The organism is Micromonospora sp. AP08 (assembly GCF_008085935.1).
GTDB classification, from domain to species: Bacteria; Actinomycetota; Actinomycetes; order Mycobacteriales; family Micromonosporaceae; genus Micromonospora; species Micromonospora chersina.
Genome location: NZ_VSEZ01000014.1, coordinates 1 through 19,745 on the forward strand (window position 1 = coordinate 1; position 19,745 = coordinate 19,745).

Annotated in this window: 20 protein-coding genes; 10 read left to right on the forward strand and 10 right to left on the reverse strand. The window is 73.2% G+C overall.

Going from position 1 to position 19,745, the window contains the following annotated elements; translation table 11 throughout:
• Positions 1-29: 29 nt before the first annotated feature.
• The 3 genes from FXF50_RS21945 to FXF50_RS21955 all read right to left on the reverse strand — a co-directional run bounded on the left by FXF50_RS21945 (position 30) and on the right by FXF50_RS21955 (position 3,508).
• Positions 30-1,652 (reverse strand): alkaline phosphatase, encoded by a 1,623-nt coding sequence (locus tag FXF50_RS21945; RefSeq protein ID WP_148430773.1) that lies wholly within the window; start codon positions 1,650-1,652, stop codon positions 30-32.
• A 93-nt stretch (positions 1,653-1,745) separates the two neighbouring features.
• Complete coding sequence (locus FXF50_RS21950; RefSeq protein WP_148430774.1) at positions 1,746-3,200, reverse strand: MFS transporter; 1,455 nt, start codon at positions 3,198-3,200, stop codon at positions 1,746-1,748.
• A gap of 71 nt (positions 3,201-3,271) precedes the next feature.
• Positions 3,272-3,508: a hypothetical protein gene (locus FXF50_RS21955; protein ID WP_148430775.1), complete on the reverse strand. Its 237-nt coding sequence runs from the start codon at positions 3,506-3,508 to the stop codon at positions 3,272-3,274.
• Positions 3,509-3,657: 149 nt separating this feature from the next.
• Here FXF50_RS21955 and FXF50_RS21960 point away from each other — a divergent pair, with 149 nt between their 5' ends.
• The gene (locus FXF50_RS21960) at positions 3,658-4,809 is read left to right on the forward strand and encodes a geranylgeranyl reductase family protein (RefSeq protein WP_148430776.1); all 1,152 of its coding nucleotides are present in this window, start codon (positions 3,658-3,660) and stop codon (positions 4,807-4,809) included.
• Here the strand turns inward: FXF50_RS21960 and FXF50_RS21965 are convergent, their stop codons facing one another.
• On the reverse strand, positions 4,810-5,844 hold the full coding sequence (locus FXF50_RS21965; RefSeq protein ID WP_148430777.1) for an NAD(P)-dependent alcohol dehydrogenase: 1,035 nt from the start codon (positions 5,842-5,844) through the stop codon (positions 4,810-4,812).
• Positions 5,845-5,943: 99 nt separating this feature from the next.
• Between FXF50_RS21965 and FXF50_RS21970 the strand changes: the two genes are divergently transcribed.
• Entirely contained in the window at positions 5,944-6,138 is a 195-nt protein-coding gene (locus tag FXF50_RS21970; protein WP_229792022.1) for a hypothetical protein, read from the forward strand.
• A gap of 64 nt (positions 6,139-6,202) precedes the next feature.
• Here the strand turns inward: FXF50_RS21970 and FXF50_RS21975 are convergent, their stop codons facing one another.
• Positions 6,203-7,993: a bifunctional UDP-sugar hydrolase/5'-nucleotidase gene (locus tag FXF50_RS21975; RefSeq protein ID WP_148430779.1), complete on the reverse strand. Its 1,791-nt coding sequence runs from the start codon at positions 7,991-7,993 to the stop codon at positions 6,203-6,205.
• Between the two features lie 200 nt (positions 7,994-8,193).
• Here FXF50_RS21975 and FXF50_RS21980 point away from each other — a divergent pair, with 200 nt between their 5' ends.
• Entirely contained in the window at positions 8,194-9,096 is a 903-nt protein-coding gene (locus tag FXF50_RS21980; protein WP_148430780.1) for an SDR family oxidoreductase, read from the forward strand.
• Positions 9,097-9,124: 28 nt separating this feature from the next.
• On the opposite strand, the gene FXF50_RS21985 is transcribed toward FXF50_RS21980, so the two are convergent.
• Positions 9,125-9,778, reverse strand: coding sequence for a nucleotidyl transferase AbiEii/AbiGii toxin family protein (locus tag FXF50_RS21985; protein ID WP_148430781.1), 654 nt, complete (start codon positions 9,776-9,778; stop codon positions 9,125-9,127).
• The gene (locus FXF50_RS21990) at positions 9,775-10,101 is read right to left on the reverse strand and encodes a hypothetical protein (RefSeq protein WP_091258112.1); all 327 of its coding nucleotides are present in this window, start codon (positions 10,099-10,101) and stop codon (positions 9,775-9,777) included. The genes FXF50_RS21985 and FXF50_RS21990 overlap by 4 nt, the downstream gene beginning before the upstream one ends.
• 382 nt (positions 10,102-10,483) lie before the next feature.
• Between FXF50_RS21990 and FXF50_RS21995 the strand changes: the two genes are divergently transcribed.
• On the forward strand, positions 10,484-11,071 hold the full coding sequence (locus FXF50_RS21995) for a hypothetical protein (RefSeq protein ID WP_148430782.1): 588 nt from the start codon (positions 10,484-10,486) through the stop codon (positions 11,069-11,071).
• A 74-nt stretch (positions 11,072-11,145) separates the two neighbouring features.
• Here FXF50_RS21995 and FXF50_RS22000 read toward each other — a convergent pair whose 3' ends face one another.
• Positions 11,146-11,799 (reverse strand): NADPH-dependent F420 reductase, encoded by a 654-nt coding sequence (locus tag FXF50_RS22000; RefSeq protein WP_148430783.1) that lies wholly within the window; start codon positions 11,797-11,799, stop codon positions 11,146-11,148.
• Positions 11,800-11,943: 144 nt separating this feature from the next.
• Between FXF50_RS22000 and FXF50_RS22005 the strand changes: the two genes are divergently transcribed.
• Complete coding sequence (locus FXF50_RS22005) at positions 11,944-12,516, forward strand: TetR/AcrR family transcriptional regulator (protein WP_148430784.1); 573 nt, start codon at positions 11,944-11,946, stop codon at positions 12,514-12,516.
• Between the two features lie 39 nt (positions 12,517-12,555).
• On the opposite strand, the gene FXF50_RS22010 is transcribed toward FXF50_RS22005, so the two are convergent.
• On the reverse strand, positions 12,556-13,230 hold the full coding sequence (locus tag FXF50_RS22010; protein WP_148430785.1) for a response regulator: 675 nt from the start codon (positions 13,228-13,230) through the stop codon (positions 12,556-12,558).
• Positions 13,227-14,858 carry an ATP-binding protein gene (locus FXF50_RS22015; protein WP_255510143.1) on the reverse strand — a complete coding sequence of 544 codons (1,632 nt, stop codon included), beginning with the start codon at positions 14,856-14,858 and terminating at the stop codon, positions 13,227-13,229. The genes FXF50_RS22010 and FXF50_RS22015 overlap by 4 nt, the downstream gene beginning before the upstream one ends.
• 99 nt (positions 14,859-14,957) lie before the next feature.
• On the opposite strand from FXF50_RS22015, the gene FXF50_RS22020 reads away from it, so the two are divergent.
• Genes FXF50_RS22020 through FXF50_RS22040 form a run of 5 tightly spaced genes read left to right on the forward strand, consistent with a single transcriptional unit; the run spans position 14,958 to position 19,734 of the window.
• Positions 14,958-15,965 carry a tripartite tricarboxylate transporter substrate binding protein gene (locus FXF50_RS22020; RefSeq protein WP_148430787.1) on the forward strand — a complete coding sequence of 336 codons (1,008 nt, stop codon included), beginning with the start codon at positions 14,958-14,960 and terminating at the stop codon, positions 15,963-15,965.
• A gap of 5 nt (positions 15,966-15,970) precedes the next feature.
• Complete coding sequence (locus FXF50_RS22025; RefSeq protein WP_255510144.1) at positions 15,971-16,642, forward strand: tripartite tricarboxylate transporter TctB family protein; 672 nt, start codon at positions 15,971-15,973, stop codon at positions 16,640-16,642.
• Positions 16,643-18,145 (forward strand): tripartite tricarboxylate transporter permease, encoded by a 1,503-nt coding sequence (locus FXF50_RS22030; protein ID WP_148430789.1) that lies wholly within the window; start codon positions 16,643-16,645, stop codon positions 18,143-18,145. It begins immediately after the preceding gene.
• A complete protein-coding gene (locus FXF50_RS22035) occupies positions 18,142-18,534 on the forward strand; it encodes a universal stress protein (RefSeq protein ID WP_148430790.1) in 393 nt (130 codons plus the stop codon). The genes FXF50_RS22030 and FXF50_RS22035 overlap by 4 nt, the downstream gene beginning before the upstream one ends.
• Complete coding sequence (locus FXF50_RS22040) at positions 18,535-19,734, forward strand: MFS transporter (protein ID WP_222866083.1); 1,200 nt, start codon at positions 18,535-18,537, stop codon at positions 19,732-19,734.
• The last annotated feature ends 11 nt before the right edge of the window (positions 19,735-19,745 follow it).

Here is a 19,745-nt window from a genome sequence, read left to right on the forward strand (position 1 = left end):
GAACCACGGGGTGCCGGCCAGCGGCGTTTTCACACCGGCGCGCTCTCGGCCCGCAGGCGGGAGGAGCCGGTCCCCACCGACCAGCCCGCCACCCACCGGCTGCCGCTGGTGCTGCTGGTCCGGTCGGCGAGGTGGTACCAGTCCATCCGGCAGCGCTGCGGCGTCACGTCGAGGACCCCGTACCCGTGCCCGTCCAGCTCGGCCCAGCGCACGTGCGGGTTGGTGGAGCGGAGCAGCCCGGCGCCGACCTGGCTCAGCGCGTTGCCGGCCGGCAGCTTGAGGAAGTCGTTGACGTTGTCGCTGGTCACCGACGGTACGACGAACTCCGCCGCGGCCGGCTCGAACAGCGTCGTCCGGGTGGTGACCTCGTTGGCCCACGAGGTGTGGATGTCGCCGGTCAGGAAGACCACGTCCCGGGTGCCGGTGGCCCGGAGGTGGCCGACGAGTTCGTTGCGGTCGGCGTTGTAGCCGTCCCACTGGTCGGCGTTGAGCACCCCGCCGTTCTCGGGGATGCCGAGCAGCTTCCCGAGCGGGCCGAGCAGCCAGGACGGCAGGGCGCCGACGTCCAGGCGGGCGATCATCACGGGGTTGCCGACGAGCTTCCACCGGGCGGCGGAGCCGGACAGTCCGGCCTTCAGCCAGGCCATCTGCGCGTCGCCGGTGATGGTCCGGTTCGGGTCGTCGACGGCGGGGCCGGAGGCCTGCGCCGACCGGTACGAACGCAGGTCCAGCATGGACAGCTCGGCCAGGCGGCCGAAGCGGAACCGCCGGTAGATCGCCCCGTCCGCGCCGACCCGGACCGGCATCCACTCCAGGTACGCCTGCCGGGCGGCGGCCAGCCGGTCGGCGAACGGGCCCTCGGTGCCGGGGGTGTGGTTCTCCGCGCCGCCGGACCACTCGTCGTTGGCGACCTCGTGGTCGTCCCAGGTGATCACCCAGGGCACGGCGGCGTGCAGCGCCTGCAGGTCCGGGTCGGTCTTGTAGAGCGCGTGCCGGATCCGGTAGTCGGCCAGGGTGAGCACCTCGTGCGCGGGCTGGGTCGGCCGGACCACCCGGCCGGCGGCGGCGAACTCGCCGGTGCCGTACTCGTAGAGGTAGTCACCGAGGTGGACGACGAGGTTGAGGTCGCCCCGGTCGGCCAGCCGGCGGTACGCGGCGAAGTAGCCGGCCTCCCAGTTGGCGCAGGACACCACGCCCATCCGCAGCCGGTCGACGGCCGCGTCGGCGGGCGGTGCGGTCATCGTCCGGCCGGTCGGCGACCAGGCGCCGGCGTGGCCGAAGCGGTACCAGTAGGTGGTGGCGGCGGCGAGGCCGGACACGGCGATCTTCACCGTGTGGTCGCGGGCCGGTCCGGTGGTGAGCGTGCCCGCGGCGACCGGCGCCCGGAAGTCGGGGTCGGTGGCGACCTGCCAGCTCACCTCCACGTCGGGGCCGGCGCCGGAGCCGGGCAGCGCGTCGGGCGTGGGGGTGACCCGGGTCCAGAGCAGGATCCCGTCCGGCAGCGGGTCACCGGAGGCGACGCCGTGCCGGAAGGCGGCGGTGGCCGCGCCGGCGGGGGACGGTCCGGCGAGGGTGGCGCCGGCCAGGACGGCGGTGCCGGCGGATGCCCCGGCGAGGCGCAGGAGGGTACGACGGTCGAGGGTGTTCGTCATGACCCATGTATCTACCGCCGTCTACGTCTCCGGCGCACCCCTCAGGACGACGAATTCGCAACCTGTTCCGCGCCGGTTCTCATTTGACGCGGCTCAGGAGGGGTCGCCGGAATGGCGGCGGCCGGCCACGACGTCGACCAGCGCCGCCACCAGGGCCAGCGCGATGATCCCCACGGCCAGCAGGAGCGAGTGCCGGTAGGCGACGGAGAAGTCGCCCTTGCTGTCGGCCAGCGAGGAGAAGAACAGTGCGCCGACCCCGGCGATGCCGGCCGCCGAGCCGATCCGCTGTCCGGTCTGCAGCATGCCGGCCCCGCTTCCGGCCTGCGGCACGGGCACCTCGGAGAGGGTCAGCGTCTGGTTCGGCGCGATGACCAGGCCGCTGCCCAGGCCGGCGAGCAGGAACGGCACGGCGGTCAGCAGCGGCACCGACCGGTGCGGCGAGTCCCGCAGCACCCACACGGTGGCGAGCAGGCCGAGCACCACGACGAGCAGGCCGGCGGCGACCAGCGGCCGGCCGTACCGGGTGACGACCCGGCCGCCCAGCGCCGAGGCGGCCGCCGAGCCGAGCGCGAACGGGGTGATGGCCAGGCCGGCCGCGAGCGCGCTGTAGCCGAGCCCGACCTGGATGTAGAGGGTGAAGATGAAGAAGATGGCGGTGAACCCGGCGAAGTAGACCAGGCCGATCAGCGAGCCCAGGGTGTACGAGCGCAGCCGGAACAGCCGCAGGTCGAACAGCGGCGGCCGGTGCTGCGCGTACCACCGTTCCCAGAGCGCGAAGCCGGCCAGGAAGAGCAGGCCGACGGGGATGAGCGCCCACTTGCCGGCCCCGCGCCACTGCTCCCGCTGCACCAGCGGCAGCAGCACCAGGGTCACGCCGAGGCCGAGCAGCAGCACCCCGACCGGGTCCAGCCGGTGCCGGTCCGGTTGGCCGGCCGGGCGGGCCGGGATGAGCCGCCAGCCGAGCACCACGGCGAGGATGCCGACGGGGATGTTCACGAAGAAGACCCAGCGCCAGCCGTGCTCCTCCCCGCCGAGTTCGATGAGCAGCCCGCCGAGCAGCGGGCCGACCGCGGTGGAGACGCCGATGGTGGCGCCGAGCAGCCCGAACGCCCGGCCCCGCTCGGCGCCCCGGAACAACTGCTGGATCATGCCGCTCACCTGGGGGTTGACCACCCCGGCGGCGGCGCCCTGCACGAGCCGGGCGGCGATCAGCCATTCCGGCGAGCGGGCCAGGCCGGCCAGCGCGCTGGTCACGGTGAACAGCGCCACCCCGACCACGAAGGCGGTACGCCGGCCCCGCGCGTCGCCGAACCGCCCGGCCGGCACCAGCACCAGCCCGAAGGTGAGCGCGTACCCGGACAGCACCCACTGGAGGTCGCTGGGGGTGGCGTGGATCGCGCGGTCGATCGACGGCACGGCGACGTTGACGATGCTGACGTCCAGCAGGGTCATGAACGCCGCGACCAGGCCGACGCTGAGCGCCTTCCAGCGGCGCCGGTCGTCGGACCCGGCGGTGTCCACCGGCGTCGACGACCGGTCCGTGCTCATCGTGCCCCCCGAAGAGCGTCGATCACGCATCACCGATCGCTACCCGGCCCCCGATGGGGCAAACGACGATGTCAGGTCATCTGGCGTGCGCACCACCGTGGTCCGAAGTCCAGCCCGGACATCGGGGAGTCCTCCCGGTGCAGCAGCCCCCGCTCGGTGAGCAGGTGCAGCGGCTCGCGGAGCTCGTCCTCGGTCATGCCGGTCTCCTGGGCGATCAGGTCCGGGTAGGGGACGTGTCCCCGCACCTCCAGCGCGGTCACCGCCTGGTACACCCGTTCCTCGACCGCAGACAGCCGTACCTGCTGCATCGCTTCCCTCCTCGGCGTGGACCGCCCGACCGGCGGGCGGCCTGCGCCCGGCGGTTACCCGGGCGGCGTCCGATGATGCCCACCCGATCGGGGGGTCGCGCGGGGCGCGTGCCGGGCGGGCCGAGGGCAGGGTGCCCTAGGCTGCACCAGTGATCATCTGGGACCTCGTCGTCGTCGGTGGCGGTCCGGCCGGCCTCTCCGCCGCGCACGCGGCGGCCCGGGCCGGCGCGCGCACCCTGGTGGTCGAGCGGGCCACCCACCCCCGGTACAAGACCTGCGGCGGCGGGCTGATCGGCACCTCGCTGACCGAGATCGCCGACCGGATCGAGGTGCCCGCGCACGACCGGGTCGACCGGATCACGTTCACCCGGGACGGGCGACGCGGCTTCACCCGCCGGCACTCCACACCGCTGGTGGCCATGGTCCGCCGGGAGGAGTTCGACGACCGGCTGCGGGCCGCCGCGGTCGCCGCCGGGGCGGAGATCCGCGAGGGCGTCGCCGTCCGCGCCGTCGAGCAGGACCCCGACGAGGTACGCCTGCGGCTGGCCGACGGCGACACGGTACGCGCCCGCGCGGTGATCGGCGCCGACGGCTCCTCCGGCATGACGGCCCGGCACGTCGGGGTCATCTGGCGGCAGGTCGACCTGGGGCTGGAGCTGGAGCTGCCGGTCCCGCCCGCCGAGCAGGACCGCTGGCGCGGGCGGGTGCTCCTCGACTGGGGGCCGGTGCCCGGCTCGTACGCCTGGGTCTTCCCGAAGGGTGACCGGCTCACCGTCGGGGTCATCGCGGCCCGGGGCGAGGGCGAGCCGACCCGCGCCTACCTGCGTGACTTCGTGGCCCGGCTGGGCCTGGCCGGGGTCACGCCGAAGCACGACTCGGGGCACCTGACCCGGTGCCGGGCGGAGGACTCGCCGCTGCGTCGCGGCCGGGTGCTGGTCGCCGGCGACGCGGCGGGCCTGCTGGAGCCGTGGAGCCGGGAGGGCATCAGCTTCGCCCTGCGGTCGGGCCGGCTGGCCGGGGAGGCGGTGGCCGGCGGCGACCTGGACGCCTACGAACGGGAGGTCCGCCTCCGGCTGGTGCCGGAGATGCGGGCGGGGCACCGGCTCCTGGAGGTCTTCGCGCGGCGACCCGAGGTGTTCCACGCGCTGCTGGCCACGCCGCCCGGCTGGCGGATGTTCGTCCGCTTCTGCCTGGGGCAGGCCAGCTTCGAGCGGACCCTCGCCCGCCGCCCGGTGCGGGCCGGCCTGGCGCTGCTGGACCGGCTGCCGGCGCGACGGCCGAACGCCACCGCCCCGCGCTAGTCAGGGCACGACGACGGCGCGGCCGTGGATCTCCCCGCGGCGCAGCAGCTCGTACGCCTCCGGCGCCTCGGCGAGGGGGAACGTCTGCACGTCGGCCTGGAGCTGACCGGACCGGGCCAGGGCGATCACCTCCTGGAGTTCCGACCGGGTGCCCCAGAACGGCACCTGGACGGCGGTCTCCAGCGGCACGGTCGGTGGCTCGTCGGCGACCGGCCGGACGGGCAGGGTCCCGCCGGCCAGGCCGACCAGCAGCACCTGACCGCCGGTGGCGACCACCTGCCGGGCCGTGGTGACGGTGGGGTCGGCGCCGACGAAGTCGAGGACCACGTCCGCGCCGTCGGGCGGCGGGCCCACCAGCGCCCGGATCCGGTCCACGCTGTCCGGCCCGGCCTGCACCACGTCGTGCGCGCCCAACCGGCCGGCCAGGTCCAGGGCCGCGACGCTGGTGTCCACCGCGATGATCCGTACCGCGGTGGTGGCGACCAGGATCTGCACGGCCATGTGGCCCAGCCCGCCGATGCCGATCACCACGCACGAGGTGCCCGGACGCAGCCGGTCCCGGGCCAGCTCGACGGCGTGGTACGGGGTCAGCCCCGCGTCGGTGAGCGGCGCCGCCTGGGTGAGGTCCGTCTCCCCGACGTGCAGCAGCCGGGACGCCGGCACCACGACGTGCTCGGCCAGCCCGCCGTCGCGGCTGAGCCCGATCCCGCCGACCGGCACCACCCGGCAGGCGTTCTCGGCGCCCCGCAGGCAGGCCCGGCAGCGGCCGCAACCGATGATCCCGTAGACCGCGGCCCGGTCGCCGCTCGACCAGCCGGTGACGCCGGGCCCCAACTGGTCGACGGTGCCGGCGATCTCGTGCCCGAGGGTCATCGGCACCGGGAAGAACCCGGCCGGGGCGTCGAGGATGTGCAGGTCGGAGTGGCAGGCGCCGACCGCGCCGACGCGCAGCAGCACCTCGCCCGGTCCGGCGGTCGGGGTGGGCACCTCCACCTGCTCCAGCACCCCCGGGGCGGTCATCCGGATGGCGCGCATGGTCGTCCTCCACCTCGTCGCCGGACGGGTCGTCGCGGCGGCTTACCCGCCCCGGGTCGGTTGATGCGACGGGTGGGCGGCCGGGCGCACAATGCGGTCATGAGCGAACCGCGCGAGTCGTTCACCGACGAGGAGTACGCCTTCCTCCGGCACGTCCGCTTCGGCGAACTGCCGCCCGGGGTGCGGCCGGAGGAGCGGGTGGAGTCGACCGAGAGTGAGACCGAGCCGCGCCGGGACCGGCCCGACCCCACGGGCGGGCAGCACGAGTGGGACCTGCGCGCCGGCGGCGGCTGACCGGCCCCGGAGACGGCCGACGGGCCCCGGGTGCGCACACCCCGGGGCCCGTCGGTGGTACGGGTCAGAAGACCGGCACGCCGTCGCGGACCAGCTTCCAGTTGTCGACGAAGAAGTCGCCCGGCCGGATCTCGCCCTTGGCCTGCGCCCAGTCGATCAGCAGCTGGCGGATCTCCTGCTGCTGGTTGTAGACCTGGGTCTTCACGATGCCCGGGAAGTTGCCGCCACCGCTGCGCCGGTAGTTGTTGACGGCCACCACGAACTGGGCGTCCGCGGCGACCGGGGTGTCGGTGCCCGGCAGGACCAGGCGGGTGATCCGCTGGCCGACCGGCTTGGCGATGTCGATGTCGTACTCGAGCCCCGAGACGACGTCGTAGTTGTAGTCCGGCACGTTCGGGTCGTTGATGTTCGGCAGGTCGATGGTCACCCCGGCCGCCCAGGTCTTGAAGTACTTCGCCGAGTACTCCAGGTACGCCTTCACCTCGGCGCCGGTCATGACGACCGCCTCGAGGGTGTTGTCGAAGACGTACAGGCCGGCGACGTCGCGGATCCGCACGTCACCGGCCGGGAAGACGGCGGTCCGGCTGAACGGCGACGCCTGCGACAGCACCGGCAGGCCCGCGTACGCGGTGCCCGCCAGCGCCTTGCTGACCACCTCGGCCTGCACGTGGTTGATGAAGTCCAGGATCGGGGTGTCCTTGTACCGCGACTCGACGGTGGACAGCTCCTCCGTGGACTGCGCCACGACCTGGTTGACGTACCCGACGGTCTTGTCGTGCTGGCCGCGCACGGCCGCGAGCACCGCCGGGTCCTCGACCACGGTGTTGGTGTTCAGCGTGGTGGCGGACTTGGCGACCACCTGCCACCGGCCCTTGACCTTGGTGACGGTGAAGTCCATCCGGGTCAGCCGCTGGCCCCACTTCGACGGCTCCGAGGTGAGCACCTGGGCGCCGGTGGCCTTGTTGGTGACGAACTTCTGCGGCACCTCGTTGTGGGCGTGGCCGAAGAGGATGGCGTCGATGCCCGGCACCTGCTCGGCGATGAGCGCCACCGGGTTCTCGTTCGGCAGCTCCGGCCCGTAGCTGGAGGTGCCGCTGTCGCCGCCGTGGGCGGAGATGATGACCAGGTCGGCGCCGCGCTCGCGCATCACCGGCACCCACTTGGCGGCGGTGGCCACCATGTCGGCGAAGACCAGCCGGCCCTCGACGTTGCCCTTGTCCCAGATGGCCACGCCCGGGTTGGTCAGGCCGAGGATGCCGACCTTCAGGGTGGGGGAGTCGTAGCCGCCGAGCGCGACCTCCTTGATCACGTACGGCAGGAAGGCCGGCTTGCCGGTCTTCTCGTTGATCGCGTTCGCGGCCAGGGCCGGGAAGCCGAGCTGGCCGATCCAGGTGGCGAGCAGCGGCAGGCCGTAGTTGAACTCGTGGTTGCCGAGCGTGACGGCGTCGTACTTCAGCACGTTCATGGCGTTGGCCATCGGGTGCGTCGCGCCGGTCTCGGTGATCGGCTCCTGCTTGGCGTAGTACGTGGCCAGCGGGGTGCCCTGGATGGTGTCGCCGGCGTCCAGCACCAGGGTCGCCTTGCCCTTGCGCTCCGCGCGGATCTGGTTGACCAGGGTGGCCAGCTTCGCGACGCCGACGTCGTTGTGCTTGCTGTCGTCGAACTCCGCGTCGCGGTAGTAGTCCCAGTTGTAGACGTTGCCGTGGGTGTCCGAGGTGCCGAGGACGGTGAGGTCCCAGGTCTTCGACGGCTTCGACGCGGCCTCGGCGGGAGCGCCGGCGATCAGGGGGGCGGTCGCGGCGGCGGCCGCGACGGCCAGCACCTGGCGGCGCGAGGCGCCGGAGGAGGTGGTCATGAGGTGCCCTTCCATGGGGGTGGACGCGCCTCGTGGGCGCCGTTGCGCACCATAACGACCGTGTGTCACAGACGCCACATCGCCCAGAGGTATCTCACACCACAAGCGCCGCCGGCCACCGGCGTGTAACACCGCCGTTTCCGGTCCCGGTCCGGGGGTAGGGCGGCAGGGGAGCGCGACGACGGCCCGAGGGAGACCCGGTGAGCGAGGACCAGTACACCCAGCAGGACCCCACCCGCCAGTACGGCCAGCAGCAGGGCCAGCCGGGCCAGCAGCAGTCGACGCCCGGCACCGAGCGGGAGATGGGTCCGAAGCCGGACCACGGCGAGGAGTCGTACCGGGGCAGCGACCGGCTCACCGACAAGCGGGCGGTGATCACCGGCGGTGACTCCGGGATCGGTCGGGCGGTCGCCCTCGCGTACGCCCGGGAGGGCGCCGACGTGCTGATCTCCTACCTCGGCGAGGAGGAGGAGGCGGACGCCCGGGAGACCGTCAGCCTGGTCGAGCAGGCCGGCCGCAAGGGCGTCGCCGTGCGGTGCGACCTGCGTGAGGAGGCGAACTGCCGGGAGCTGATCGAGCGGGCGTTGTCCGACCTCGGCGGCATCGACATCCTGGTCAACAACGCGGCCTTCCAGATGTCGCAGGACAACGGCATCCTCGACATCACCACCGAGCAGTTCGACCGGGTCTTCAAGACCAACGTGTACGCCATGTTCTGGCTCTGCAAGCTCGCCGTGCCGCACCTGCCCGAGGGCTCGGCGATCGTCAACAGCTCGTCGATCCAGGCGTTCAACCCGGCGCCGCAACTGCTCGACTACGCCACCACCAAGGCGGCCATCGCCAACTTCACCAAGGCCCTCGCGCTGAACCTGGCCGACCGGGGCATCCGGGTCAACGCCGTGGCGCCCGGCCCGGTCTGGACCCCGCTGATCCCGGCGACCATGCCCGAGGACAAGGTGAAGCAGTTCGGCACCGACACGCCGATGGGTCGCCCCGCCCAGCCGGCCGAACTCGCCCCCGCGTATGTCTTCTTCGCCTCGCAGGAGTCCAGCTACGTGACGGGGGAGATCCTCGGCGTGACCGGCGGCAAGCCGACCAAGTGAGTCCGGCCGGCCAATGGCCCCGCCGCCGTCAGCGCGGCCAGGCGGCCATCCGGCGGCGGACCTCGGCGATCTGGCCGGGGTCCAGGCCGTAGCGGGCGAACCGGCGGTCCGGCACCCGGTCCAGGTAGCGGCCCGCCGCCCGGACGTCGTCGGCGTCCAGCGCCGGGTCCACCTGCCGGGCCAGCGCCAGCAGTTCGGTGACCGTGTACCGGTCCAGCGCGGCCGACACGTCGATGTAGTCGCGGACCTCCCGGCGGTTGACCAGCGCGGCCGTCTTGTTGGCGATCAGGTCGCGGACGTCCATCACCGGGCCCAGGTCCATCACGACCGGGCTGCGGTAGCGGTCGAGCCGCGCCAGGCTGAGCCGGATCTCCCGGCCGTCCCGGCTGACCACGAAGTCTCGCAGGTCCCGGTCGTAGCCGTCGAAGAGCTCACCCAGCTCGCTGTCCGGATCGGCGTCGACCACCCGATAGCCGGCCCGCTCCAGGGCGGCCCGCACCCCGGCCGCCGCCGCGGCGGCGGCGCCCTCCACGTCGGCGAAGAGGTCCACGTCCTCGGTCGGGCGGGTGACCAGGCCGTGCGCCGCCCAGGCCACCCCGCCGCCGAGCACGAACCGGTGGGGGCCGGCGGCCGCGAGGGCCACCCGGGCCACCTCCCGGTAGAAGTCGTGCAGATGGGTCACGCGGTGCGCAGGCCCCGGTGCCGGCTCTCCCACGCCAGGCGTACGCCCCGGGGCAGGTTCAACAGCGGCCACACCCGGCGCAGCGTCCCCCCGTCGATCAGCTCGCGCAGATCCTCGACCCGGCTGGTCTCGCGCAGCACGTTCTCGTACATCCAGAGCAGGTCGTCGGGGTCGGCCAGGTCGAAGGCACGCTCGCTGCTCCACATCAGGCGCACCGGCAGCTCGACGATGCCCCGGGTGGGGCCGGTCAGCTCGCCGAGGGTGCGCGCCACCACGGCGGGTCGCCCGGGCCGGGCGAGGTACGCGGTGCTGGTGGCCGACATGGTGTCAGGGTAACCCCTGTCCGGCGTTTTCCCATCGCCCCGACCTCGCACCGACCGCCAATTGGGTGTTCCGCCGACCTCGGGCCGCCTGGGTCGTATGTCCGTTTCGCGAGGTCGTCGGCCGCACTCCGGCGGCGGAATGGCCGGCGGGTCGGGGTCGTTGTATCCCCGTGAACGACCGAGGAGGACGCCCCGCCAGGCGGGGTGGCCGGGCCGGAATGATGGTGGCCCGCCGGTCGTTGTACATGGTCCCGGCGCGACGAAGAGGCTTCCCGGCCCCGCGCCGATGATCCCCCCGAAAACTTCCTGAGCGCCTGACGGTGCTTGCGCACGGCCGACCCCCATCGGCGTGGTGCGCCAACCCCCGAATGGAGCTTTCTCCATGAACACGATGCTGCGTAAGAGCGTGCTCGGTATTGCTGGTCTGGCTGTCGCCGGTGGTCTGGCCGCCGGTCCGCTGAACCACCACGAGGCGGCGCCGGTGACGGGGCTGTCCGAGGCGGCGGTGGTGCAGGCCGACAAGCCGGACACCGCGAAGCTGATCCCGCACGGTGTCCAGGGCGCCCAGTCGACGATCGACCTGAGCGACGAGCAGACCGCCAACGCCAAGGCGATCATCGCCGCCACGAAGAAGGCCGGTCTGCCGGAGCGCGCCGCCGTGGTCTCGATCGCCACGTCGCTGCAGGAGTCGAAGCTGGAGAACCTCGGCCACCTCGGCGACCGCAACGACCACGACTCGCTGGGTCTGTTCCAGCAGCGCCCGTCCAGTGGTTGGGGCACGCCGGAGCAGATCACCAACCCCGAGTACTCCACCCTGGCGTTCCTCAAGGGTCTGAAGCAGGTTGACGGTTGGCAGGACATGCCGCTGACCGAGGCCGCCCAGACCGTGCAGGTCTCGGCCTACCCGGATGCGTACGCGCAGTGGGAGCAGCAGGCCGCCGACATCGTCGCCCACAACTGGAACAGCTGAGCCGACACGCTGGCCGGCACCCGAACACGGGTGCCGGCCAGCGGCGTCTCCGGATTGGGTCGTCGGACGTGGCGTCAGCGGACGACCTTGATGTTGAACAGGGCGGTGCCGAGCCCGCCGTACAGGCGCAGCCAGAGCGGTAGGAGCATCTCGGTGCCCCGGGCGGTGGTGATGTCGCCCAGGTCGATCACGTCGGTGTGGCCGAAGCTGGTGAGCAGCTCGGTCACCACCTTCTTGGCCTCCCCGTCGTCGCCGGAGACGAAGACGGTGTGGTCCCCGTCGGCGAGCTGCCGGGGGTGGGTCATCAGGTCGGCGGTGAGGGTGTTGAGCGCCTTCACCACCCGGGTACGCGGGAACGCCCGCTGGATCCGCTCGCCCAACGAGTCGTCGTTGAGCACGGACAGGGTGGGCGGGAAGCCCTTGCTGAAATCGAGCGGGTTGGCGATGTCGAGCAGGACCTTGCCGGCCAGGTTCTTCTCGCCCGCGGCGGTCAGCGCGGGGAGGGCGCCGTCGCCACTGGTCGCGTTCACCACCAGCTCGGCGTCGGCGGTGGCGTCGGCATGAGCGGCCAGGTCGACGCCGGGGTGGGCGGTGGCCCAGTCCGCCCAGTCGCCCGCCCGGGTGACCGCCACGTCGCGGGTGCCCACGGTGACGTCGTGCCCCAGCTCGGCCGCGCGCGCGGCGATCGCCCGACCGACCATGCCGGTGCCCAGTACTGCGATGCGCATGTCGAGTCCGTCCTCCGGAAATGGCGCGACGCCGGTGCGACGCGCTCGGTGCGACCGAGACTAACAGACAGGTCTGTCTACTGCGACGCCCGGAGGCAGGGAAGCACGCCGACAGGCAGACGTACCGGTCTGTAAACTGGGCTGATGGCCCGTACCCCCGCCGGCTCCGCTCGGGAGCGCATCCTGGACACCGCGTTCCGGCTCTTCTACGCGCACGGGCCGCGCGGCGTCGGGGTGGACACGGTGATCGCCGAGTCGGGCGTGGCCAAGGCCACCCTCTACAAGCACTTTCCGAGCAAGGACGATCTGGTGCTGGCCTACCTGGACAAGGTCGACCAGGCCTGGTTCGGCGCGCTGCGGGCGGCCGCCCGGGACGCCGGCGACGAGCCCCGGGAGCAGCTCGTCGGCATGTTCGACGCGCTCGGCGGGGCCTGCCGCCGGGAGGGCTACCACGGCTGCGCGTTCATCAACACCGCCGCCGAGTCACCGACCGGCAGCCCGGTGCACGCCCGTACCGTCGAGCACAAGAACGTGGTCCGGGCCTGGGTGACCGACCTGGCCCGCCGGGCCGGGGCGGCCGATCCCGAGCTGCTGGCCCGCCAGCTCACCCTGCTGATCGACGGCGGCCTGGCCAGCGGCGTGCTGGACGCCGACCCGGCGGCCGCCGAGGCGGCCAAGCGCACCGCCCGCGCCCTGGTCGACGCCGCCACCGGCTGAGCCGCGCCGTGCACGTGGGCGACGTCGAGCCGGGCGGGGTCAGGCCAGCCAGGTGTAGCGGCGCTCGGGGCGGCCGGCCGCGCCGTACTTGAGGGTCACCTCGGCCCGTCCGCTCCCGGCGTAGTGCTCCAGGTAGCGGCGGGCACTGACCCGGGAGATGCCCACCCGGTCGGCGCACTCGCTGGCCGAGAGCGTCCCCTCGTGCTCGCGCAGGGCGCGCTCCACCAGCTCGGCCGTCTCTGGGCTGAGGCCCCGGGGCAGGGTCGCCGCGGCGGCCGTCGAGCCGCTGCGGGACAGCACCCGGTCCACGTCCGCCTGGTCGGCGACGACGGCCGCGCGCAGCGCGGTGCGGCGGGCCGCGTACTGCTCCAGCCGGGTGCGCAGCTCGTCGAAGCCGAAGGGCTTGAGCAGGTAGTTGACCGCGCCGTAGCGGACCGCCCGCCGGACCGCCTCGGCCTCCCGGGCGGCGCTGATCACCAGTACGTCGCAGTCGTGCCGGGCGGCCCGGATCCGGGTCACCACGTCGAGGCCGAACATGTCGGGCAGGTAGAGGTCGAGCAGGACCAGGTCGGGGCGAAGCCGGTCGACCGCGGCCACCGCCTCCTCGCCGGTGCTGGCGGTGCCGACCACCCGGAAGCCCTCGATCCGCTCGACGAAGCCGCGGTGGATCCGAGCCACCATGAAGTCGTCGTCGACGACGAGTACGTCGATCATCGCGCCCCCTCCGGCACGTCGCGCGGCACCGACATCCGGGCGGTGAACATCGCGCCCTCGTCGGTGTTGGTCACCGCGACCTCGCCGCCGCGACGGTGGCAGACCAGCCGGGTCAGCGCCAGGCCGATGCCGCGCTCGCCGCCCTCGGCCGCCTTCGTGGTGAAGCCGTGGGTGAACACCTCCTGGGCCAGCTCCGGCGCCACCCCGGGGCCGGAGTCGCGGACCACGATCTCCACCGAGGCGGCGTCCTGGCGCAGTTCGGCCTCGACCCAGGCGGGACGGTCGGACGTGTGGCCGGCCACCGCCTCGATCGCGTTGTCCAGGAGGTTGCCGAGAACGGTGGCCACGTCGGCGGCCAGCTCCGGGGGCAGCCGGTCGAGTCCGGTCCGTTCGGAGACCCGCAGCTCCACCCGACGTTCGGCGGCGACCGCCGACTTGGCCATGAGCAGCGCCGCCACGGCCGTGTCGTGGATCCGGCTGGTCACCGTGAGGTCGAGCGAGGCGCGGTGGCGGCTCAGCGCGTCGACGTACCGGACCACCTCGTCGTGCTCGCCGATCTGGATCAGCCCGGAGATGGTGTGCAACTGGTTGGCGAACTCGTGGGTCTGCGCCCGGAGCAGCTCGGTGGTGCTGCGGAACCCGCCGATCTCCTGCTCCAGGCGGGCCAGCTCGGTCCGGTCCCGCAGCGTGGTGACGGAGCCGAGCCGGCGGCCGTCCTTGCGGACCGTCATCCGGTTCATCACCAGCACCCGGCCGCCCCGGACCACCACCTGGTCCCGGGCCTCCGGTCCGCTGCCCGCGCCGGCCAGCACGTCCCGCAGCCGGCCGTTGATCCGCAGCTCGGCGAGGCTGCGGCCGAGGCAGTGTTCGGGCAGGTCGAGCAGCCGCCGGCCGACCGCGTTGACCAGGGTGACCCGGTGCTGCGGGTCGAGCGCGATCACCCCTTCGGCGATGCCGTGCAGCAGCGCCTCCCGGTGCTCGGCCAGCCCGGCGATCTCGCGGGGCTCCAGGCCGAGGGTCTGCCGCTTGATCCGGCGGGCCAGCAGCCACGACCCGACCACCCCGAGGGCGCTCGCGATGCCGAGGTAGGTGAGGAGGTACGACGAGGCCCCGACCAGCCGTTCCGACCAGGTCGGCGACTTCTCGCCGATCACCACCACGCCCAGAAGGTGCCCCAGGTTCTCCTCGCGGGCGCCGAGCACCGGCACCTGGGCGACCAGTTCCCGGGATCCGTCGATCTCCAGCTCGCCGAACCAGCTCCGGCCCTCACCCACCAGGCGGTCGCCCAGCAGCGAGCCGACCAGGGTCGGGTTGGTGGAGCTGACCACCCGGCCCCGCGCGTCGGCCACGGTCACCGAGGTCACCCCGGACCGGGTCGCCATGTTCTGCACCAGCGGCGCGATCGTCTCGGCCGGCGCCGGCTGGTTGAGCCGGTCGCGCAGCAGTCTGTCGGCGGCGAGCTGCTCGCCGAGCGCCGCCACCCGATCCCCCTCCACCCGCTTGAAGGTGGCCTCGGACTGGGCCAGTGACACGGCGGCCACCGCCACCAGCACGACGACGATGATCGCGAGCTGGAGGATCAGCAGCTGCCCGGCGAGCGTACGGCGCCGGGACGTGACCGCGACCACAAAGACCTCAACTTCCGCTGGTGACACAACGCAGACAAGCTGCCCGGGTGGAGGCCACCATCTTGCCGCTGGACTCATTCGAAACGGAAGAGAAACAAGATGGCAACTAGGAGAAACGTGCTGGTCATGGGGGTCGCCGCCGCCACGGCGCTGGCCCTGGCTGCCTGTGGCGCCACCGCCGACAAGAACGAGGGCGGCTCCAGCAACGACGGCAAACCGGTCAGCGGCCTGCGGATCATGGTCCCGAACACCCCGGGCGGCGGATACGACACCACGGCCCGGACCGCCGCGAAGGTGATGGAGGACGCCAAGATCGCCTCCGGCGTCCAGGTGTTCAACCTGCCCGGCGCGGGCGGCACGGTCGGCCTCCAGCGGACGGTGAACGAGAAGGGCAACGGCAAGCTGGCCATGCAGATGGGCCTGGGCGTGGTCGGTGCCTCGTACACCTCCAAGTCGGCGGCGACGCTGACCCAGACCACCCCCCTGGCCAAGCTGATCGAGGAGGCCGGCGCCATCGTGGTGCCGAAGGACTCCCCGTACAAGACCATCAACGACCTGGTCGCGGCCTGGAAGGCCAACCCGAAGGGGATCGCGGTCGGCGGCGGCTCGTCGCCCGGCGGCCCGGACCACCTCCTGCCCATGCAGCTCGCGAAGACCGTCGGCATCGACCCCAAGCAGGTCAACTTCGTCTCGTACGACGGTGGCGGCGAGCTGCTGCCGGCCGTGCTCGGCGGCAAGGTGGCCTTCGGCGCCAGCGGCTTCGGCGAGTTCCTCGACCAGGTCGAGGCCGGCCAGATCCGCGTCCTCGCGGTGACCAGCGAGGCGCCCATCGAGGCGCTCAAGGACGTGCCGACCCTGAAGTCCGCCGGCATCGACCTGGTCTTCACCAACTGGCGGGGCATCGTCGCGCCGCCCGGCATCAGCGACGCCGACAAGAAGGTCTGGATCGACGTGCTGACCAAGATGCACGACTCGGACGAGTGGAAGGCCGAGCTGAAGAAGCGCGGCTGGACCGACGCGTTCGTCACCGGCGACGAGTTCGGCACCTTCCTCACCGAGCAGGACAAGGCCGTGGCCGACGTGCTCAAGCAGCTCGGGTTGGCATGAGCGGCATGACCACCCGACCGGACCGGGGCGGCGACCCGCCGCCCCGGCCCCCGGTCGTACCGGAGATCCCGGCCCAGCCGGGCCCGGAGGCCGCCGCGGCCGCACCGCCGCCCGCCACACCGCCGGCCCCGGCAGCGGAGGAGCCGGCAGCCGCCGACCCCGCGGTGGACGCCGCACCGGAGCCGGCCCCGCGGCCCGACCGGGCGCAGTACGGCGTGGTGGCGTTTCTCGCCCTGGTCGGCGGGCTGGTCATCTTCGACGCGACGACCCGGATCGGGCGCGCGATCAACACGGCCGACCCGATCGGCCCGAAGCCGGTGCCGATCCTGCTCGGCGTGCTGCTGCTCGTCATCGCGGTGATCTACGCGGTGGACGTGGCCCGCGGCGGCCGCGGCGAGCCGGAGGCCGGCGAGGACGTGGACCTGAGCCTTCCGATCGACTGGCGCACCGTGCTGCTGCTGGTCGGCGCGTTCCTGGTCAACGCCGTGCTCATCGAACGGCTCGGCTGGGTGATCAGCGGGACGATCCTCTTCTGGGGTTCGGCCTACGCCCTGGGCAACCGCCACTACGTGCGCAACCTGCTGATCGCCGTCGCGCTGTCGTTGATCACGTTCTACACCTTCGCCATCGGGCTGGGTGTCGACCTGCCCGCCGGCGTGCTGCAAGGGATCCTGTAGATGGACAACTTCGCCAACCTGCTCGACGGGTTCGCCCACGTGCTGACCCCGATGAACCTGCTGTTCGCGCTGATCGGGGTGACCATCGGCACCGCCGTGGGCGTGCTGCCCGGCATCGGCCCGGCCATGACCGTGGCGCTGCTCCTGCCGGTCACCTACGGGATGGAGCCGGCCCAGGCGTTCATCATGTTCGCCGGCATCTTCTACGGCGGCATGTACGGCGGCTCGACCACCTCGATCCTGCTGAACACCCCCGGCGAGTCGTCGTCGGTGGTGACCGCCATCGAGGGCAACAAGATGGCGAAGGCGGGCCGGGCCGCCCAGGCGCTGGCCACCGCCGCGATCGGCTCGTTCGTCGCCGGCACCATCGCCACCGTGCTGCTGGTGGTGGTCACGCCGCCGGTGGTGCAGTTCGCGATCAGCCTGGGGGCGCCCGACTACTTCGCGCTCATGCTGCTGGCGTTCGTGTCCGTCACCGCGGTGCTCGGCGCGTCCCGGGTACGCGGCTTCGCCTCGCTGCTGCTCGGCCTGGTGATCGGTGTGATCGGCATCGACCAGTCCGGCCAGCAGCGGCTCACCTTCGGGCTGCCGCAGCTCGCCGACGGCATCGACGTGGTCGTGGTGGCGGTCGGCATCTTCGCCGTGGGCGAGGCGCTCTGGATCGCCGCGCACCTGCGCCGCAAGTCCGGCGAGGTGATCCCGGTGGGCCAGCCGTGGCTGGGCAAGCAGGACTGGAAGCGGTCCTGGAAGCCGTGGCTGCGCGGCACGGCGTTCGGGTTCCCGTTCGGCGCGGTGCCGGCGGGCGGGGCGGAGATCCCCACCTTCCTGTCGTACGTCACCGAGAAGAAGCTCACGAAGCACCCGGAGGAGTTCGGCCGGGGGGCGATCGAGGGCGTCGCCGGGCCGGAGGCCGCGAACAACGCCTCGGCCGCCGGCACGCTGGTGCCGATGCTGGCGATCGGCCTGCCGACCAACGCCACCGCCGCCGTGATGCTGGCCGCCTTCGAGGGGTACGGCATCCAGCCCGGCCCGCTGCTCTTCACGCGGGAGTCCAGCCTGGTCTGGACGCTGATCGCGAGCCTGTTCGTGGGCAACCTGCTGCTGCTGGTGCTCAACCTGCCGCTCGCCCCGGCCTGGGCGCGGCTGCTGCGGATCCCGCGCCCCTACCTCTACGCGGGGATCCTCTTCTTCGCCTCGATGGGCGCGTACGCGGTCAACGCGCAGCCGTTCGACCTGTACCTGCTGCTCGCCCTCGGCCTGCTCGGCTTCGGCATGCGCCGCTTCGGGCTGCCGATCCTGCCGCTGATCGTCGGCGTCATCCTCGGCCCGCGTGCCGAGTTGCAGGGCCGGCGCTCGCTGCAGCTCTCCGGCGGTGAGCTGCACGGGCTGATCGGCGGCTGGGTGTCCTGGCTGATCTACGCCACGATCGCCGTGGTGCTCCTCTGGCCGCTGATCGGCCGGTTCGTGGTGCGTCCGCTGCGCGGAAGGTTGGTGACGGCATGACGGTGCTGGTGGGGTACGTCCCCTCGCCGCTGGGCGAGGCAGCCCTGCGGGCCGCGATCGAGCAGGCCCGGTTCCGCGACGAGCCGGTGCTCGTGGTGAACACCTCGCGCGGCGACGCGTACGTCGACCCGCGGCTGGCCCAGGAGCCGGACCTGGACCGGGTGGTCCGCGAGCTGGTCGCCGCCGGGGTGCCGCACAACGTCCGGCAGCTCATGCGGGGGCGGGACGCGGCGGAGGAGATCGCCGAGATCGCCGAGAGGGAGGACGTGTCGCTGGTCGTGATCGGCATCCGGCACCGCACCCCGGTCGGCAAGCTGATCATGGGCTCGACCGCGCAGGAGATCCTGCTCCGGGTGCCCTGCCCGGTGCTCGCCGTGAAGGCCGACTGAGTGCCGCCCGGGGGCGCCGCCGTCCCCGGGCGCGCCCAGACGGGCCTCCTGCTCACGCACACCGTCGCGGTGCAGGCGGTCACGTTCATGCTCCGGCCGGCGTCCGCGTACCGGGCGCTGGAGTTGGACGTGCCGGGTGCCTGGCTGGGCGTGCTCGGGGCCAGCTTCGCCGTCGTACCCCTGGTGCTGGCCGTGCCCTCCGGGCACGCCGTGGACCGGCTCGGCGAGCGCCGGGTGGCGCTCGCCGGGTCGGCCCTGCTGGTGGCCGCCGGCCTCGGGTTCGTGCTGCTCGCCGGCTCGGTGGCCGGCCTGGTCCTGGCCAGCATGGCGCTCGGCACCGCGCACCTCTGCGCGGTGGTCGCCCAGCAGGCGCTGGTCGCCAACCGCACCCCGGCCGACCGGTACGACGCGGCGTTCGGCTACTACACCTTCGCCGCCTCGCTGGGGCAGGCGCTCGGCCCCGGCCTCATCGTGCTCTTCGGGGGGGACCGCACGATCCCCGACACCCGGGCCATCTTCCTCGGCGCCACGGTGGTGGCGCTGCCGCTGCTGGTCGTCGCGCTGTTCCTGCGCCCGTCCGGACACCACCGGCAGGCCGCCGACGGTGCCGCCGCAGGCGGGCTGCGCGACCTGCTCCGCCAGCCCGGCCTGGTCCGCGCCCTCACGGTGAGCTGCGTCGTCCTGGCGGCGGTCGACATCAGCCTGGTCTACCTGCCCGCGCTCGGCGCGGAACGCGGCATCGCCGCCGGCTCGATCGGCATCCTGCTCGGGGTCCGGGCGGTCGCCTCGATGGCGTCCCGGCTGCTGCTCGGGCGGCTCGTGGCGGCCCTGGGCCGGCGGGTCGTGCTGGTCGGCACCGTGGCGCTCGCCGCCGTCGGGCTGGCCCTGCTGCTGCCCCCGCTGCCCTTCGCGGTCCTGCTGGTGGTGGTGGCGGTGGCCGGGCTCGGGCTGGGTGCCGGCCAACCGCTGACCATGTCGTTCCTGGCCGAGGTGGCCCCGCCCGGGCTGCGCGGCCGGGCCATGTCGCTGCGGCTCACCGGCAACCGGCTCGGTCAGGTGCTCATCCCCAGCGCGGCCGGCGCGCTCGCGGCCGGCACCGGCGCGGCCGGCGTCCTCGCCTGCACCGCGGCCGGCCTGGCCGGCGCGGCCGTCGCCGCCACCCGCCTGCACCGCCCACCGCCCCCGACTCCGCAACCCTGAGTGAGAGAAGG